Annotated in this window: 15 protein-coding genes; 6 read left to right on the top strand and 9 right to left on the bottom strand. The window is 58.2% G+C overall.

Annotation, left to right across the window (positions count from 1 at the left end):
* Window positions 1–22: 22 nt before the first annotated feature.
* Window positions 23–1,006, bottom strand: coding sequence for a site-specific integrase (locus tag HMPREF2751_RS02635; RefSeq protein ID WP_070595337.1), 984 nt, complete (start codon window positions 1,004–1,006; stop codon window positions 23–25).
* Window positions 1,007–1,191: 185 nt separating this feature from the next.
* A complete protein-coding gene (locus HMPREF2751_RS02630) occupies window positions 1,192–2,535 on the bottom strand; it encodes a hypothetical protein (RefSeq protein WP_070595335.1) in 1,344 nt (447 codons plus the stop codon).
* An 86-nt stretch (window positions 2,536–2,621) separates the two neighbouring features.
* Here HMPREF2751_RS02630 and HMPREF2751_RS02625 point away from each other — a divergent pair, with 86 nt between their 5' ends.
* From HMPREF2751_RS02625 to HMPREF2751_RS02595, 5 genes are all read left to right on the top strand, one after another.
* Window positions 2,622–2,960 (top strand): helix-turn-helix domain-containing protein, encoded by a 339-nt coding sequence (locus tag HMPREF2751_RS02625; RefSeq protein ID WP_070595333.1) that lies wholly within the window; start codon window positions 2,622–2,624, stop codon window positions 2,958–2,960.
* Window positions 2,961–2,996: 36 nt separating this feature from the next.
* On the top strand, window positions 2,997–3,293 hold the full coding sequence (locus HMPREF2751_RS02620; RefSeq protein ID WP_083304392.1) for a helix-turn-helix domain-containing protein: 297 nt from the start codon (window positions 2,997–2,999) through the stop codon (window positions 3,291–3,293).
* 296 nt (window positions 3,294–3,589) lie between these two features.
* Window positions 3,590–3,949 carry a VOC family protein gene (locus tag HMPREF2751_RS02615; protein ID WP_070595330.1) on the top strand — a complete coding sequence of 120 codons (360 nt, stop codon included), beginning with the start codon at window positions 3,590–3,592 and terminating at the stop codon, window positions 3,947–3,949.
* A gap of 208 nt (window positions 3,950–4,157) precedes the next feature.
* On the top strand, window positions 4,158–4,925 hold the full coding sequence (locus HMPREF2751_RS02610) for a LuxR C-terminal-related transcriptional regulator (RefSeq protein ID WP_070595326.1): 768 nt from the start codon (window positions 4,158–4,160) through the stop codon (window positions 4,923–4,925).
* Between the two features lie 1,108 nt (window positions 4,926–6,033).
* The gene (locus tag HMPREF2751_RS02595; RefSeq protein WP_016423293.1) at window positions 6,034–6,894 is read left to right on the top strand and encodes a siderophore-interacting protein; all 861 of its coding nucleotides are present in this window, start codon (window positions 6,034–6,036) and stop codon (window positions 6,892–6,894) included.
* Window positions 6,895–6,908: 14 nt separating this feature from the next.
* Here the strand turns inward: HMPREF2751_RS02595 and HMPREF2751_RS02590 are convergent, their stop codons facing one another.
* Window positions 6,909–7,484, bottom strand: coding sequence for an RDD family protein (locus tag HMPREF2751_RS02590; protein ID WP_016423294.1), 576 nt, complete (start codon window positions 7,482–7,484; stop codon window positions 6,909–6,911).
* 281 nt (window positions 7,485–7,765) lie between these two features.
* Between HMPREF2751_RS02590 and HMPREF2751_RS02585 the strand changes: the two genes are divergently transcribed.
* Window positions 7,766–8,401: a hypothetical protein gene (locus HMPREF2751_RS02585; RefSeq protein ID WP_070595321.1), complete on the top strand. Its 636-nt coding sequence runs from the start codon at window positions 7,766–7,768 to the stop codon at window positions 8,399–8,401.
* Window positions 8,402–8,586: 185 nt separating this feature from the next.
* Here HMPREF2751_RS02585 and gcvT read toward each other — a convergent pair whose 3' ends face one another.
* The 6 genes from gcvT to HMPREF2751_RS02555 form a co-directional block, all read right to left on the bottom strand.
* Window positions 8,587–9,759: a glycine cleavage system aminomethyltransferase GcvT gene (gcvT, locus tag HMPREF2751_RS02580; RefSeq protein WP_016423296.1), complete on the bottom strand. Its 1,173-nt coding sequence runs from the start codon at window positions 9,757–9,759 to the stop codon at window positions 8,587–8,589.
* Between the two features lie 279 nt (window positions 9,760–10,038).
* Entirely contained in the window at window positions 10,039–11,691 is a 1,653-nt protein-coding gene (locus HMPREF2751_RS02575) for a solute symporter family protein (protein ID WP_070549884.1), read from the bottom strand.
* A 2-nt stretch (window positions 11,692–11,693) separates the two neighbouring features.
* Complete coding sequence (locus HMPREF2751_RS02570) at window positions 11,694–12,071, bottom strand: DUF485 domain-containing protein (protein WP_016423298.1); 378 nt, start codon at window positions 12,069–12,071, stop codon at window positions 11,694–11,696.
* Between the two features lie 226 nt (window positions 12,072–12,297).
* Entirely contained in the window at window positions 12,298–14,751 is a 2,454-nt protein-coding gene (locus tag HMPREF2751_RS02565) for an HAD-IC family P-type ATPase (RefSeq protein ID WP_070595320.1), read from the bottom strand.
* A gap of 41 nt (window positions 14,752–14,792) precedes the next feature.
* A complete protein-coding gene (locus tag HMPREF2751_RS02560; protein ID WP_016423300.1) occupies window positions 14,793–15,545 on the bottom strand; it encodes an enoyl-CoA hydratase in 753 nt (250 codons plus the stop codon).
* Window positions 15,546–15,606: 61 nt separating this feature from the next.
* A complete protein-coding gene (locus HMPREF2751_RS02555; RefSeq protein WP_016423301.1) occupies window positions 15,607–16,473 on the bottom strand; it encodes an aldo/keto reductase in 867 nt (288 codons plus the stop codon).
* Between the last annotated feature and the right edge of the window lie 23 nt (window positions 16,474–16,496).

Below are 16,496 nucleotides of genomic sequence, written 5' to 3'. Positions count from 1 at the left end.
CGGTTGTTGGGGGTCTGAGGGCTTAAGCCCCGCCGCGGATCACCGTTAACTGGCCTCGTCCCGTAAGCCGGTTCGGACCGCCGTGCAGCAAGGAACGTGCTTCGCGAGCGGTGGTGTGTTCGTTCGACAGCAAGAACGCTCTGTAGTGCTGGAGGTCAGCTAATCCTGCTGCTTCGCAAACCGCGGACTCCGGAACGCCCTTCGCAACCTGGTTGACAACCCAGGTTGTTCGGGCACGCCCAAGGTCAACTGCGTTCGCGGGGTGGGCGGATCGCTTGGTGAACAGCGAGATAACCCCTGTTGTCGCACTCGTCCGGCGCGGGCGGAACAGCCAGGACCCGGAAGTCTTCGCGCTACGAACGGCTCGCATGATGGCCTCGCTCCATTCGGTTTCGACGGGGACGAAGCGCTTGCTTGCTCCGCGGTACCCGGACGGGTGCAGCACGACACCGTGCTCGTCGACTTCGACGTCCTGGTCAGTAAGGGTGGCAACCTCACAGGCCCGCAAACCGGCGCCGAGACCGAATGCGAGCAGCAGTTCGGCTTGGTCGCGCCGCTCTTGGGTGGTTTCACCCGCGGCCCATTGCCGCAGTGCTGCTACGTCCTGCGGTGTGTAGGGCGCGAGTTTCTTGTCGGTGCCGTACTCCGGGGTGTTTCTTGGCCCGTCGAAGTCGGGGTTCACCGCTTTCGCTACTGCCCGCAACGTTGCTCGGGCTGAGCCTTTGACGTGGGTGGTGTAGTCGAGTTCGTGGTGGACGAACGCGGTGACGAGAGAATCAATGAACACGCTCTCCACGGTCAGTAGGCGTCCTGTGATGGACGCATAGTCAACGAACCGGGTCACGATTCGCAGTGCGTTGCGGGTCTGGTCGGGTGTCCAGTTTGGGTCAGCGGCGGATGTGACCTGTTCGCGCACGAACGGTGCAATTGTCTGCCAACGGTCTTTGGAAATGACGGTGGGTCGGTAAGCCGCGATGACTTCATTGGGCGTTTTGGCGGAGCTCATAACGAGTCTTCCTTGTCCGCCCACGTTCATGGTGGTGGTTGCGTGGGCTATCTCTGTGGTGGAAAGAGTTAGCCCAATTGTTGGTCGTCGACGACTATTTGTCCAGGCGCTTGTTGGTCGCAAACGACCAGCAGAGAGCGTCTTGATCGCCTGTGCTACAGCGCGACAAACAGCGATTGAAAAGGTCATTTGCAACCCCCTTTACCACCTTTTTGGGGTCGCGAATCGTACTTCTGGGTACGGTTGTCGGCCAGGCTATTTTGGGGGCGTCGAGTTTGATTCTCTGCCCCATCGCTGCGCTCGCCGGTTCGTTCTTCCGGGTCGGGAACTGCATGTAGCGCCGGGCTCTCCTCACTCGGGCGGGTAGTCGACTCCGCCCCGTTGCCGCCTTGCAGCGCGGTTAAAGCCCGTTGCATGGGAGAGATGTCCGCATCCGGCCCGTCTTCTGACTTCGGCTCGCCGCCCCATTCGGCTACCGCTTTCGACATTGGGGTTTCTTCCTCAGCGTCATCGTCAATACCGACGCGAATAGAGACCTCTTTCGCGTTGCGGGCTGCAAAGGCCGGCCAGTCACCGAAGGGGTCGAGCAAGAGGTCGAGATGGCCGTCAAGTGGGGTGTACTTGTCGCGTTCGCGCTTTTTCAGGCTCTCAACGAAGCGTGGAAAGCTCTTTTTGCCGAGCGCGGACGAAGCGACCAAGAAGGGTGCTTTGTCGATAATCTCGACGGCCCAGGTTGCCCTGAGTCGAGAGGCGTTGACGTGGAAGGATTGGCCTTTGTTGAGGTAGCCGGTGGCGTAGTCCTTTCGGGTGGCGTAGCCGAGAAGTGGCTCGTCGGTGTGACGCGACTTCTTGTCCACAATGGACATGAAGTCTTTCGCGAAGGTGCGAGCCATTGGCACCTTTGGCGCGAAGTAGGGCCCGCGGAAGTGCTCGACGTTTAACCACACAACACCGTTGTCATCGACCTCTACGTCGCGTGCTCTTACCAGCGCAGCGTCGTTTCCGAGGCCTGCACCCATGCACATAGCCACAAGCAGCATGGCCCGTTCCCGCCGTAGTTGGGTCGGTTGCGTGACCAGCCAACCCCAGAGGGCATCGAAGTCTTTCTGCTCGTAAGGTTCTCGGATCGCGTATTCAAGCTCTTTGCCTGGCACGTCGGGGCGCACGCCGAGGATGATGTCGCTGGCGGCCGTAAGGAAGAAGCGGACAGAGGCTCGTGTTCCGCCTTTGAGCTGCTCTAGCGTGATCAGAATGTTCGCGTCTGAGAGCACCTCTTCCGGCGTGACGTCGCGCCCGGAATGCAGCGCCGTTACCGCTGCCGTTGTGAACGCCCGCATGACCCGGTCAGGGCCGCGGTGAGGACCGTCTTTGAGTGAGAAGACTGTTTCGTCGCGGTATTCGAAGCACTCAGCGGTAGCCCACCGGACGAAGGGTCCCACCTGCGCCCAGTCGTTGTTGGAGACCATTACCGGGTTGTAGTTGTCGATAGAGAAGTCGAGCTTCGCTCGTTGTTCAGGCGTGAGGCTCATCAAGCGCCCCACTTTCGAGCGAGGGATCTACCCCCGCAGCGTTGCACGTCTCGGAAAGTACTTCGATAAGCGATACGGTTACGCTCGTGAGCACTCTTGACCCGCCGGCCACCGCCTACCCCGAGTGGCCGAATGTTGACCCCGAAGAGTTGCCCGCAACCTACAAGAAGGCGTGGTTGATGAGGCAGTCGCTCGCACAGGAGATCGAGCACTATATCGAGCGGGGTTGGGCAAGCTCGCAGAGTGACTTCGCGGTGCGCTCGGGTATAGGGCATGCGGTCCTTCGCCGGTGGCTGGCCGGCACGTCGTGGCCGAGCACTGAGACAGTGGCAAGTGCGGAGTCGGTGTTGGAGTTGCCGTTGTGGCCGCACCAAAACGCTCGCAAACCCCACTTGCGGTCCAAAGGCGGCTACGACTACCCCTAGCAGTACGTTCAATGTCCCCGGCGCTACGGTTAAGGCATGGTGAGACCGAAGCCCGGTAGCCCCGCCAGCCTTTACCCCGGCTGGCCTGACAGCCTGGACGTGAGCGCGCCTGAACACCAGATGATCCAGGCCATGGTGATTAACCTCCGCCGCGAGCGGAACCGCTATCGAAGCGTCAAGGGGGTCGCTGAGAAGTCCGACGTCGCCGCATCGACTATCTCGGACATCCTCAATGGAAACACTTGGCCGTCGCTGGAGACCATGGCCAGACTCGAAGTCGGCCTCGGGGTTCGCCTGTGGCCGGGGGTAAAGATCGCCCACGGAAATACGTAGTTCGTTTTGCATACCTCCACCGTGTCGTGGGGAGAAGCAAACACCAGCAGAAAATAGTGGGGGTGATTCACTGTGCCGTAATGAGACGACATGTCGTCTCGAAACGGTAAAATGGAATAATCCGATACACCGTTACCCAGTTTTGTGCAGCCGTGAATGAACTTGTGCTGCTCAGTCCGACTTCCTCAGAACGGATTGGGGCGCCGATGGTATACTGATGTCCGAAACGCAGGTTCCTATGGGTCCACCGACGGCCCAGGTAACGTGGACAGAGCAATCTTGAGTTTGGAGGAAGAATGAACCGCGAATTGGTTTTCATCGTCTACGTCAGCGACATCCAGAAATCGGTTGACTTCTACAGGGCTTTGCTCGAAATCGAAACGACTTTTGAAACACCGCGTTACGTCACGTTCGGGTTAGCGGAAGGTGTTGCCCTGGCCTTGTGGACGGGAGAGTCATCAACTCTGGTGGGCGAACCAGTACGTACTTCGGAAGTTTGTCTGAATGTCACGGCAGAGCAGGTGCAGGAAACTTACGACGCCTGGGTGGCGAAGGGTGTTCGCATCATCGAAGAGCCGCACGAGGACGTATTTGGCACGACTTTCGTCGTTGCTGATCCTGACGGGAATCGCGTTCGGGTCGCGCCAATCGACTAGTCATTCATAAGCCAGGTGAGCCTAGAGGTCCACGAAACGACCGTTACTTGTAGTCGTACCCCGCCATTTTCTCTCCTATTGGACAGTTCTTCACGTTGCACGTTTCGAAGAAACCCTATCTGCCCGGGCTTCTTTAGATCCGCGACGTAGTCCTAGCCAGGGGGCTATCCAGCAGATAAACTCTGCTTCAAGAACGTTAGGGAGGGTCGTGAGCGACCTAGACAGGTTTCGCAACGCAGGACGGCGCAAGCGCAAGACCACCGCTGCATGGGTGAAGTCCACTAAGCCGAGGGAAGAATCAGAGCGCCTTGCGGGCGACCGAGAGCTCTATGAAATTCTACGAGAGCAAGGCTTCCAAGGCAGGGACTACGACGATTTCGAGATCGAACTCATGGGGTACGGGTTCGCTTGTATCAGGAAGTGGATTCTGACGAAAGAACTGCTTTCCAAATGCCGCGAGAAACTGAAATTCGTCCCCAAGGACGAGGATGTCCGTTTAGACCTCCTTACCCCAGATGAAGCAGAGGAGATTGCGCAAGACATCGTCGTGCAATCTGTCCTGGGGTTTCGGGAAGACGCGCTTGTTGGAGGAAAGTGGTCACCGACTGGCGGGGCAAGTTTGAAAACTTTCTTCGTCGGCAGGTGCCTCAAGGAGGCATGCAAGGTGCTGGAACAACGCGCCAGAGCACTCAAGAGGGCTGCACGCTATATCCAAGAGGTAGAGGAAGATGAATTACTCAAACTGCCTTCTCGCGACATGCCGTTGGAGGCTCAGTTTGAACTCGATGACGAACTGCGCCGTGTAGCCGGGTTGCTCTCGGACAAAGAGTTGGAAGTAGCGCGCCTGCATGCCGAAGGGCTTTCAGCGAAGGAAATTGCGAACAGGCTCGGGACGTTTCCCAACAGTGTAAACAAAGCACTGGAACGGGTGCGAGCGAAGGCGCGAAAACATAGGAACGAAGGAGGCGTGGCATGACGAACCGTTACAAGGAGGCATTGGGGCGCTCTTCGTTTGGTACCCAAGAGGTACGACAAATGCGGGCCAACGTGTCGAAGGAGCAGACGGCAACAATGGCGCGGAAACTTGCCGAAAAACGTGCGTCTACCAGTAAAAAGGGGAAATACTCACGTTAGCCCCCTAAGACTGAGTAACGGGGCCGAGTTGGCGCTCGACCCCGTTGAGACGAGAGGTTAGTCTCAGTCACCACTTGGACGTGATACACCGAGTCTAACTGAGTTGACAGCGTTTCAAGCACGAAACGCGCTCACTCTCGTCAGACTCCGAAGGAGGACGTCGACAATGGCTCGACGCACTGTTAACCGGTCTGCAAAGACCGGCAAGTTCGTTTCCAACGCGGCTAAGGGTCGGTGGCCTAACAAGACCACGACCGAAAGGGTTGGAAAGGGAACTAGCAACAATCGCACCGTGACCCGCTCCGCAACGACGGGTCGCTTCGTTACGACACGTTGGGGCGACGAGAACCCTGGCGGAACTATCCGCCAGCGGGTTTAGTCGAAAAGGCCGGCTCCTGACGGAGTCGGCTGGCTAGAAGACCCCATTCATGCTGATTGAGTTCGGCGTGAATGGGGCCTTCGCGTTGTAGTGCAAAGTTCGCGAAGATCCCCAGCGAAGCTTGTCCGTGGCCGACTTGCTCGGAATGCAGGGCGATGTGCCCGTTTTGCCGGTGTTTGCTTGCCTTTTCGAGGGGCGCACTGACGATCCTGGCGCGGTTCCGCGACGGTTGGCGAAACGGGGGGGATCGGAGCGGGTGCCGAAGCGGGGCGTGGTTTGCCCGGTGGGCGCGGTGACGTGGAACATTCTGGGCGAGGCCGTGGAACACTGGTGACAAGGGTGTGGGGTTGGTGCTGGTGGAGGAGTTTTCTGAAACCCTCCCCTCGTGACCTTTTACATATAGGGCGCGAGGGTTCTTTGTTTTTCTCACGACCGGCCACTACGCCCCCTCCTGAGAACGCATCACCCAGCAATTTCCAGAAACACTTGTGTTAGGCTTACCTAATCACGTGGCGTGTAGACTTCCGCCAGTACAAAACAGCCCAAGACTTGTTGAAGGACAGTGACAACTATGGCTGGCCTAGCTAAAGCAGCAGCACCGAAGCGTAAGCCCCGTAAGGCACACGAGGCAACAGTTACTGGACGTCGCCAGATTTCCCCAGACCTTGTTCGTTTGAGCATGAACTCGCCTGCATTTGTGGGCAAGGAGCTGGAGTTTACCGACCATTACATCAAATTATTGTTTGTGCCAGAGGACGCTGATTACTCCTGGCCGTTCGATATTGCGAAAATTCGCGCCGAACAGCCGCGAGACAAACTGCCAATCACCCGCACCTACACTCTGATTAATGTGGACTCCGAAACCGGCGACTTTGACGTCGACTTCGTCACCCACGGCGATTCCGGCCTGGCTGGACCGTGGGCACGCGTAGCCGAAATCGGAGACAAGCGTGGCTTCTTAGGGCCAGGAGGCGCATGGGGACCTGCAGCAGAATATGAACACTTTGTACTCGCCGGAGACGAGTCCGCAGCGCCAGCTATCAGCGCCGGACTGAAGCACCTCCCAGCAGGCACGACCGCAACCGCATACATCGAAATCGAGTCCGAAGATCGGAAGTTTGAGCTCCCAACCCGAGAGGGTGTGGAAGTCCATTGGGTCCTCCGCAACGGCGCAACCCACGGCACAGAGCTATCCCGCGCAGTGCGCGAGGCGGGCATTCCAGAAGGTAAGAAAACTAGCTGGTTCATCCACGGTGTCGCCGAGATGATCAAGGAATTGCGCCGCTTCCTCTTCGTCGAATCTGAGATCCCGAAGAAAGACGTTTCCATTTCTGGCTACTGGCGTATCGGTATGACCGAAGACCAGTGGCAGTCTTCTAAACGAGAATTCAACGCTGAGGTTGAGGCCGAGGAGGAAAGAGCCAGGGCCTGACGCTTGCTCGAACGTTAGCGCTCGCTACGCCTTTCAACAACGACGCGTTTTCCTGCCAACCAGTCGAATGGGTGCCAGCGGCAAACAGCAACCCAAATCATCAGGACACCAAAAAACAGTTCAACGTTTGGCTCAAAACCCGTAGGCAAGAAAATCAGCGACAATAGGTAACAATTACGTACCGCTGCCCGCCAACCTCTGTGCCAAGAATCGTCTCCTGATTCGAGCTCCGATGTTCCCTCTGGCTGAGCGACTTCGAACGGAGTTGCCCCAGAGTCTGCTTTCCGCGCTGGAACAACGTGTAGCAAAAATGCGCTTTTACCAAACGTCTGTTCACCGCGAGCCTCTGCAACCACGCGCACAAAGAAAAAGACAGCTGGGAATATGACACCATACAAAATCCTGAACTCTGGCGGACTCGGCAGCGCCCAGTTCGCCATGGCTGCTTCCCACGCAAGTTTGCCAAGTGCCACAATGATGGCAACAAAGATTCCTACAAGGAACGAATCCAGTATCCACGCGCCACTGCGCCGAGCGAACAAATCCGCATTACTCTTTACGGGGAATCGATTCGGGGTGCGCCGATACATGGAACACACGCTATCAAAACCACTTATGACTTCACAGACGAATTGCCTTTCCCTACCGCACCCGTTCTGCCACGATTAGAAGCATCCAGTATGCAAATCGAAAAGTTGACTGTATAGTTGCCGGTTGAATCAACCTATCTATTGGGTGTCAGCAACTACCTTGCCAATAACTTGGCAAGTTCCCCTATAGCTGGCACCCCCAGTGGTTTTTCAGGAGACGCCGCCCCAGAAAGCCGAGAATTAAACCACGCGACGCAGGCCCGAGAAGCCCAGAAAGTGAGATGGATGTGAATACGCGAACTCAGCTGTCAGCCGTACAGCACCCTAAACTCACTGCCGTCCGGCGCAAGAACCGCCGGCAGCTGGCGCTGGCCTGCTGCTTCCTCACCTTCGCAGCCACGGCCACCAGCTGTGCCAACAGCGAAAGCGAGGAGGTTGCCGCGACGCAAACCTCGTCGTCAAGCCAACTTACTACGGTGTCGACGACGAGTTCGCCGACGACGACCGGACCAAAGGTTCGAGAAGGCGGTACGCCGCGCATCGGGCAGCTGTGCCCGAACCAGACCGGCGAAATACGAATGAGCGCCAACGGCCAGAATCTTGAATGCGCACAAGTCGGCAAGCAGGAAGTGTGGACGGTGCTGCAGCAAACCCCCGCGAACCCGACATCGCAGCAAATGTGGATCTCCACTACTCCGACGACCACTGAGCCACTGCCTCAGGAACCTGAGCCGACGACTCCGAGCGAGAGCACAACGGAGACAAGTGAAACGGAGAGCTCGACGACCTCTGATACTTCCACGCCGCCCGATACTTCAACGACTCCGACAACCTCCGGCGAGCCGACAGAATCGGAATCGGAGCAGGAAGAGCAGCCAAGCGAAGATAATCATGGGCTCACCGGCCTGTTCCGCTAGGTTCGTCTCGGGCTGCGAGGTTCGTCGGCTCGGGGCTCCGTTAGGTAAGGTGCGCTAGCTCGCCCTAAAAACCAAAATCCGCTGCAACAATACTGCAGCGGATTTTTTATTTACCCAACAGATACGAAGAGACGAACCTGAACAGATCTGAGCCCGCCACAATGCGGCGGAGCACCCGCGCTCCCCTACTTGCGGTGACGGCGGTTGTAGAACGGCGTCGGCACGACGGTGGCGGTAATGTCGGCGCCTTCAACGGTCAGCTCAGTGCCAGTGGAGGACTGCCAACGCTGAACGTATGCAAAACCGATTGGGTGGCCCAAAGTCGGCGACACCTTGGCGGAAGTCAGCACACCAACCTCGTTACCTTCCGCATCAATGAGCTTGGTGCCACGCTTGGGAGCTTCATCACCGGAGAAACGCAGACCAACCAGCAGCTCCTTCGACTGAGGACGGTTAATCAGGGCATTGCGACCAATAAACTGCCCCTTGGTCGGCCCCATGATGGACTTCAAGCCGGCCTCCAGCGGAGTGCGGTCTCGAGTCAGCTCGTAGCCATAGAGCGGCATACCGGCCTCAAGACGCAGGGTGTCGCGGCAGGCCAGACCACACGGCAGCAGGCCGAGGTCAGCGCCGTTGTCAGCCGGATCCTCCGGGTTTTCCACCTTGCCACCTGCTGCAATGATTGCACGCCAGACCTCGACGGCGCGGTCAGCCGGCGGGAAGATCTCGAAGCCGTCCTCACCGGTGTAGCCGGTTCGGGCAACAATCATTTCCACACCTGCGACCTCGAGCAGAGTGCAAGAGTAGTAGTTCATGCCATCGAGAGTCGCGTGCAGATCCTGTGGCAACAGACGGCGCAGAAGCTTCGCAGCCTTCGGCCCTTGAATGGCCAGGAGCACATTCTTGTCATTCATGCGCTCAACCTCGACGTTGTAGCCACCAACGCGCTCGCGCAGCGTCGAGTACACATCTTCAGCGGCTGCGGCATTCTGCACCAGCATGAATTCGTGACTACCGAGGCGGTAAATGATGAGGTCATCAATAATGCCGCCGTCTTCCTGCACAATCATGGTGTACTTGGCACGACCCAACGCCAGCGGCTTGATTGCCGAAATCAGGGAGTGTGCAAGGAACGCCGCCGCATCCTCACCAGTGACGCGGATGATACCCATCAGCGACAGGTCGAAAACACCAACGGCCTCACGCACTGCGTTGTGCTCTGCAATTTCCGAAGAGTAGCGGAACGGCACTTCGTAGCCACCAACATTGCGCATTTCTGCGCCAAGGCTTACGTGCTCATCATGCAGGGCGCTACGGAAAGAATTGTTGTTCTCAGAAGCGCCAGAATTGTCAGTCATACACACTCCAATTATTGCGGTGGGGCAAACCAGATTGTTACCTTCCCACCTTATATCTAAGACTCCGCGCTCGCTTCCGCGAGCCCCTGCGGAGCCAGGGCAACAGGCCCGTCCATTAACTATCATGCACTGATTCGCACATGCTTGACGACGACCCCGCGCCCACCACAAAGGCCCCGCTACCAGTGACGATAACGGGGCTTTTGCATTTGTCTATTCAGTTAATTGAGTTTGGCCGAGCTGTTCGGGCAGCGTTGCCAGCCAAAGGCTCAGTGGTTATTAGTGATCAACCGCAGCCTCGGTACCAACACCGGTCAGGGAGCGAACTTCCATCTCAGCTGCCAGGTCATCGAAGTTATCCGGCTTACCCATGTAGGTGGCGATGATGCCAGCCAGGAACGCCAGCGGGATTGCGAGCAGACCCGGCGAGGTCAGCGGGAACCAGGAGAAGTCAACGGACGGAATCATCGAGGACTCAGCGCCGGAGACTGCCGGGGAGAAGATAATCAGAACCAGCGAGGCGATGACACCGGTGTACATGGAGGCAACTGCGCCTGCGGTGTTGAAGCGCTTCCAGAACAGGGACATCAGGATGGTCGGCACGTTTGCGGATGCTGCCACTGCGAAGGCCAGCGACACCAGGAAGGCGACGTTCTGCCCCATGGCCAGGATGCCGAGGATAATGGCGACAACACCCAGCACGATAACGGTAATGCGGGAGACACGAACCTGCTCGGCTTCCGTGGCCTGTCCCTTGCGAATCACGGCCTGGTAGAGGTCCTGGCCGACAGACGCGGAAGCGGTAATTGCCAGACCAGCGACCACGGCCAGCACGGTAGCGAACGCCACTGCGGAAATCACAGCCATGAAGATGGAGCCACCGATTTCGAAGGCCAGCAGCGGAGCTGCAGCGTTGGCCCCGCCCGGCGCGGCCATGATGCGGTCCGGGCCGACGAGTGCAGCAGCACCGTAGCCGAGCACCAGGGTCAGCAGGTAGAAACCACCGATGAGGATGATTGCCCAAGTCACGGACTTACGAGCTTCCTTTGCGGTCGGCACCGTGTAGAAGCGCATGAGCACGTGTGGCAGACCAGCAACACCGAGGACCAGTGCCAGGCCCAGAGAGATGAAGTCCAGCTGCTGGACGAAGGAGCCGCCGTACTTCAGACCCGGCTCAAGAATGGCGGAGGCTTCGTAGCCCTTCTCGGCGATGTAATCCGAGCTTGCGTGCATGTCCACTGCGTCCTGCAGGAGCTGGGAGAAGTTGCCCTTAACGCCAACCAGGATGATCAGGGTCATGATGATGACAGCACCGACCAGCAGGACGGCCTTAATCATCTGCACGTAAGTCGTGCCCTTCATACCACCGATGAGGACGTAGGCAACCATGATGATGCCGACGACTGCGACAACGATGGACTGCTGAGTGGAGTCGTGGATGTTGAGCAGCACGGCGACCAGGGAACCTGCACCGGCCATCTGCGCGATGAGGTAGAACAGGGTCACCGCGAGGGTCGAGATAGCAGCCGCAGTACGTACCGGGCGCTGCTTAAGACGGAAGGACAGCACGTCGGCCATGGTGAACTTACCGACGTTTCGCAGCGGCTCTGCAACCAACAGCAGCGCGACCAGCCAGGCTACGAAGAAGCCGATGGAGTAAAGGAATCCGTCGTAACCAGTCAGCGCGATGGCGCCGACGATACCGAGGAAGGAAGCCGCCGAGAGGTAGTCACCCGCAATGGCAAGACCGTTTTGGGTACCGGAGAACTGTGCGCCACCGGTGTAAAAGTCTGATGCTCCCTTGTTTCCGCCCTTGCCCACTCGAGTAACGATGAACATGGTCGCAACAATGAAGGCGACGAAGACCGCGATGTTGAGAATCGGGTTACCTGCTGCTGCAGTGTCATCTGCAGCAAAGAAACTAGTCAGCATGCCTATGCCTCCTTCTTTGCGACGATTTCAGCGATTTCTCCGCTTTCCAGTGCCTCGCGCAGCTCTGCCTGCATCGGCTCGAGCTTCTTGTTGGCGAAGTTGATGTACACCCAGGTGATGGCGAAGGTGGTCACGAACTGAAGCAGACCAAGGACGATGCCCAGGTTGATATTGCCTAGTACGGGAGTCGCCATGAGGTCTGGCGCGAACGTCGCAAACAGAACGAATGCGATGTACCACACCAGACCTGCGACGGTCATCGGGATGGCGAAAGAACGGAATGTAGAGCGGAGCTCTTGGAACTGCGCTGAGTTTTGCACGTAGCGGTACTCGGCCGCCTGTGGCTTATGCCGGTCTGCCGGCAAGGGAGTTGCGGACACGGGCTAATCCTTTCCAGGAAGTTATGCAGGTGTTCGTAATGAGGTCCAGCACAGCCACCCCGAGGGTGTGCCATGCACCACATTTTTCATTATGTGTGGAAACAAAGTTACCTGGAACACAGTTAGCAAAGAAGTTAAATGCGGCTAACTACTTCTCAGCGAGCCTTAAGGCACCCCCAAAAACGCCATTACCTGCATACTTAGGCGCCGTTTTTACTACCCCCATTTACGCCGTTGTACTCGTGTTCTCCGCTTCTTCCGGCAATGGCTTACTCTGACGCCACCACCACAGCGCTTCGATAATGCCCGCACCGATGGCTCCCACAATCAGCGCGGGAATCAACAGCTCCCGCCCTACCCAGTACAGATTAAGCACTGTGGCCACTGAACGAACCGAGAAGATGAACAGGTAGGCTCCTGCCGATACCGCCAGCAACAGAACCTTCCACCAGGTGTATGGCCTAGCCACGACCACCAAAACCCAAAATGCCGAAACAATCAGCACAATGAGGGTCGCAGTAGACGCCTCCCCTCGTGCCGCATCGCTGGCGTCGACTCCCGGGTTTGCCCACAACCAAAACATGAAGGTCAACAACCCCACCGTGATGCCCGCCGGTATCGCTAAGCGCAACACGCGCCGTACGAAACCATCGCGCGCACGCTCCAAGTTAGGAGCCAACGACAGCACGAAGGCCGGGATTCCAATCGTGAACCATCCCGTAATGGTCACATGAATCGGCTCGAATGGATAATCCATCCCCCACAGCCCCACAGCCAGCGCCAGCACCACCGAGTAGATGGTCTTCGTCAAAAAGAGGTTGGCCACGCGCTCGATATTGCCAATGACGCGACGCCCCTCCGCCACAATCATCGGCATCACGGCGAAGCGATTATCCAACAGCACCAACTGCGCAACCGAACGTGTCGCCGGCGCCCCATCGCCCATAGCCACGCCCAGGTTCGCCGCTTTTAGCGCCAGCACATCATTGACACCATCACCGGTCATCGCCACATGATGCCCCCGCGACTGCAGCGCATGAACCATATCGCGCTTATTCTCGGCCGTGACACGGCCGAAGATCTGCCGCGACTCCACAATGTCTGCGAACTCGTTGCGGATCTCGGTGGGCTTGGCTTCGCTATTCTCATCGCGGCTGACCGGAAGCTCAGACGCATCGACAGGATTGTTAGCCCCCTCCATTTCCAGCTCACGTGCAACAGCCCCCACGGAGCGGTCATTGTCACCAGAAATGACCTTGACCTCGACGCCTTCTTCATAGAAGTAGGCCACCGTGTCCGCCGCATCTGAACGCACCTTCTGCCCCAGCACGACAAGTGCGACTGGCTCCAACTCCACCTCGCCACTCTTCCGCAGCGCACCGCCGGGCAGGTCATCTGCCCCAACTGATGTCCGCGCGAGCAGGAGCACACGAAGTCCTTCCTCCATAAGCTGCCGAGCTTTCTGCATGCCGACCGCGGAGTCGTCGACAAGCACATCGGGCGCGCCGAAAACCCACGTCGCACCGCCGTGATACGTCAGCGCCGACCACTTATTCGCCGAGGCAAAGGGGCGGGTTCTGGCTTGTTCATGCTTTACGACGTCCCCTGCGTCCGCAAGCCCATCGAGCAGTGCACGAGCCGTTGCGTTGGGACGATCGTCGAGCTTGCACAGATCGATGAGTGCGGAGTCGACCTCATCGCGGGAGGTACCGTCACCCGATACGATGTCGACTTCCACTAGCTGCATCGCATTTTCGGTGAGCGTGCCAGTTTTGTCGACACACACGGTGTCGACACGCGCGAGACCTTCGATGGCGGGCAACTCATTGACCAGCACTCGATGTCGCCCCAAGCGCACCACCCCAAGGGCAAATGCGATGGTGGTCATGAGGACAAGCCCCTCAGGGACCATGGGCACCAGCGTGGCGACCATCCCCAGCAGCGCATCGTTGAAATCATCGCCGGCGACAAAGAGCTGCGTATAGATTGCCAGGGCGCCGACGGGAATGAGAATCCAGGAAATGTAGGTCAGGATCTTGTTGATGCCGCGGAAGAGCTGGGAATCAGTCAGCGTGAATTTGTTGGCCTCAGCTGCGAGCTTGGCGGCGTAAGCCTCCTTGCCCACTTTGGTGGCCTGATATCGCGCCGACCCCACCACGACCGAGGAACCCGAGTAGACCATGTCCCCAACGCTCTTATCGACGGCATCGGATTCACCGGTGAGAGAGGACTCATCGACAGCCACGTCAGAGGCGTAGCGGAGAATACCGTCAACGACGATTTGGTCACCGGGACCAACCTCGATGAGATCGTCGAGGACGACGGACTCGCGGTCGATCTCGCGAGCAGGCTCCCCGTCGCGAATGACCATGGGTTTTGCACGGCCGACAATGGAAAGCTTGTCCAGTGTGCGCTTGGCACGCAGTTCTTGGATGATGCCGACGATAGAGTTGGCGATAATCAGCAGACCAAAGGCACCGTTGACGATTGAGCCGGTATAGAGCACGACTGCGACTAAAACAGCGAGAATACCGTTAATCCGGGTAAACACATTGGCACGGATAATGTCCCACACACTGCGCCCGGATGTTGGCGGCAGCTCGTTGACGTGCCCCAACTCGATGCGTTGCTGGACCTGCTGTTGAGTAAGACCACTGTCGGGAGTTTTCCACGAGCCCATGCCTGCCTACCCTATTCGCCTAATTGCTGAACCTATTCGACCTATTTGCCAATGAAATTTGGTTCGCGCTTTTCGGCTCGCGCCTTCGATGCCTCCGCAGCATCCTCGGAAGCCCACACCGTGTTGTAGAGCTCCTGCTGGTAGTCCTTCAACGGGCTATGCGTCTCATCGTCGTTGAGCACTGCCTTGTGGTAGGCCAGCGACAGGGGCGCGTAGGTGGCGATACGAAGCGCTACCTCCTCCGCCTTGTCCGGACCACCGAGGTAGGAAGCCAGACCGCAACCGCGGGCGGCTTCCTGATCCATGCGCTCGGCCGCCAACAGAATAGTGCGGGCACGGGCACCGCCGACGAGGACGCGCACGCGGCGAATTGTCCAGGCATCGACAGCGATACCGAGCTTGACCGGCGGAATCATAAACCAGCCGCGCTCACCCACGACGCGCAAATCGGCCGCCATCGCCAGCTGCATCCCAGCGCCGACAGCCGGCCCCTGCACATCCGCTATAACCACCAGACGGCTGGCCTCGATTGTGCGCAGCATTCGACGGAGCTGTTCGTGGAAGGAATCTTCATGGTGCTGGCCACTCAGGTCGGCGCCCGCACAGAAAGCGCGGCCTTCGCCGCGCAGCAGGATAACGCGCTGCTCTGGAACCTCAGCGGCAGCTTCCACCGCATCGGCGATGTCACGACACACGTCGGCAGTCAGGGAGTTGCGCTTATGATCTCGGTCGATGGTGATAGTGACAATTGCGCCGTCGGCTTCGACGCGGATTTCAGATGCTGGGTTCGTCATAGCATTTAGGCTACCCGCGAAACACCAATAGTGATGGGGCTATAAGCAAATCTAAATTCGCTTATTCGTTGCCGAATACCCGCGGGTCGCCGCTCAGGCGCCCGTCGGCACGCGCCATCGACGCAATCGTTTCCATGTCCTCGTCGGTGAGTTCAAAGTCGGTGACCTGAAAGTTCTCCTTGATGCGCGACGGCGTGCCCGACTTCGGGATGGCCACGATGCCACGCTGAAGGTGCCAGCGGATAGCAACTTGGGCGGGAGTTTTACCCAGGCGATCTGCGATTTCAGCAATCGGCGAGCCCTCAAAGTACTTCGCGCGCCCCAACGGCGACCAAGCCTGCGTGACAATACCGCGACGACGATCGTCTTCAACCTGCTCATTCTGCGGGAACTGCGGATGCAGCTCAATCTGGTTGACCACCGGAGTCTCCGAGAGCTGGTCGAGCACCTCTGGGTAAAAGTTCGCCACACCAACCGAGTGAATCAGCCCCTCACGCTTGAGCTCCAGCAGCGTATCGAAACACTGCCCAAACGTCCCCTGCTTCTCCACCGGCCAGTGCACAAGCACCAGGTCAACGTAGTCAAGGCTGAGCCGTTCTAAAGATGCCCGCACGGACTCGCGCGTCGCCGCCGACCCCTGCGCATCGTTCCAGACCTTCGTGGTCACGAAGATATCTTCACGCTTTACGACGTTCGCAGCGACCGCATCAGCAATACCCTGCCCAACCCCTCGCTCATTGCGATAGAGCGATGCGGTGTCGATGTGGCGGTAGCCGATTTCCAGGGCGTAGCGCACGGATTCGCGCGCCTGCTCATCGTCAAGCTTGTAGGTACCGAACCCCAGAATCGGGATGGCGTTGCCATCGACCATTTCCACGTTGGCAATTCCGGTTGTCGCTGCATCGTACTTCAGATTGAGTGTGGTCATGCCAACCGAGTGTACGGACTGAA

It is taken from the genome of Corynebacterium sp. HMSC063G05 (assembly GCF_001810555.1).
In the GTDB taxonomy this organism is placed as follows: Bacteria; Actinomycetota; Actinomycetes; order Mycobacteriales; family Mycobacteriaceae; genus Corynebacterium; species Corynebacterium jeikeium_D.
This window is presented reverse-complemented; position numbering and strand designations above follow the sequence as displayed.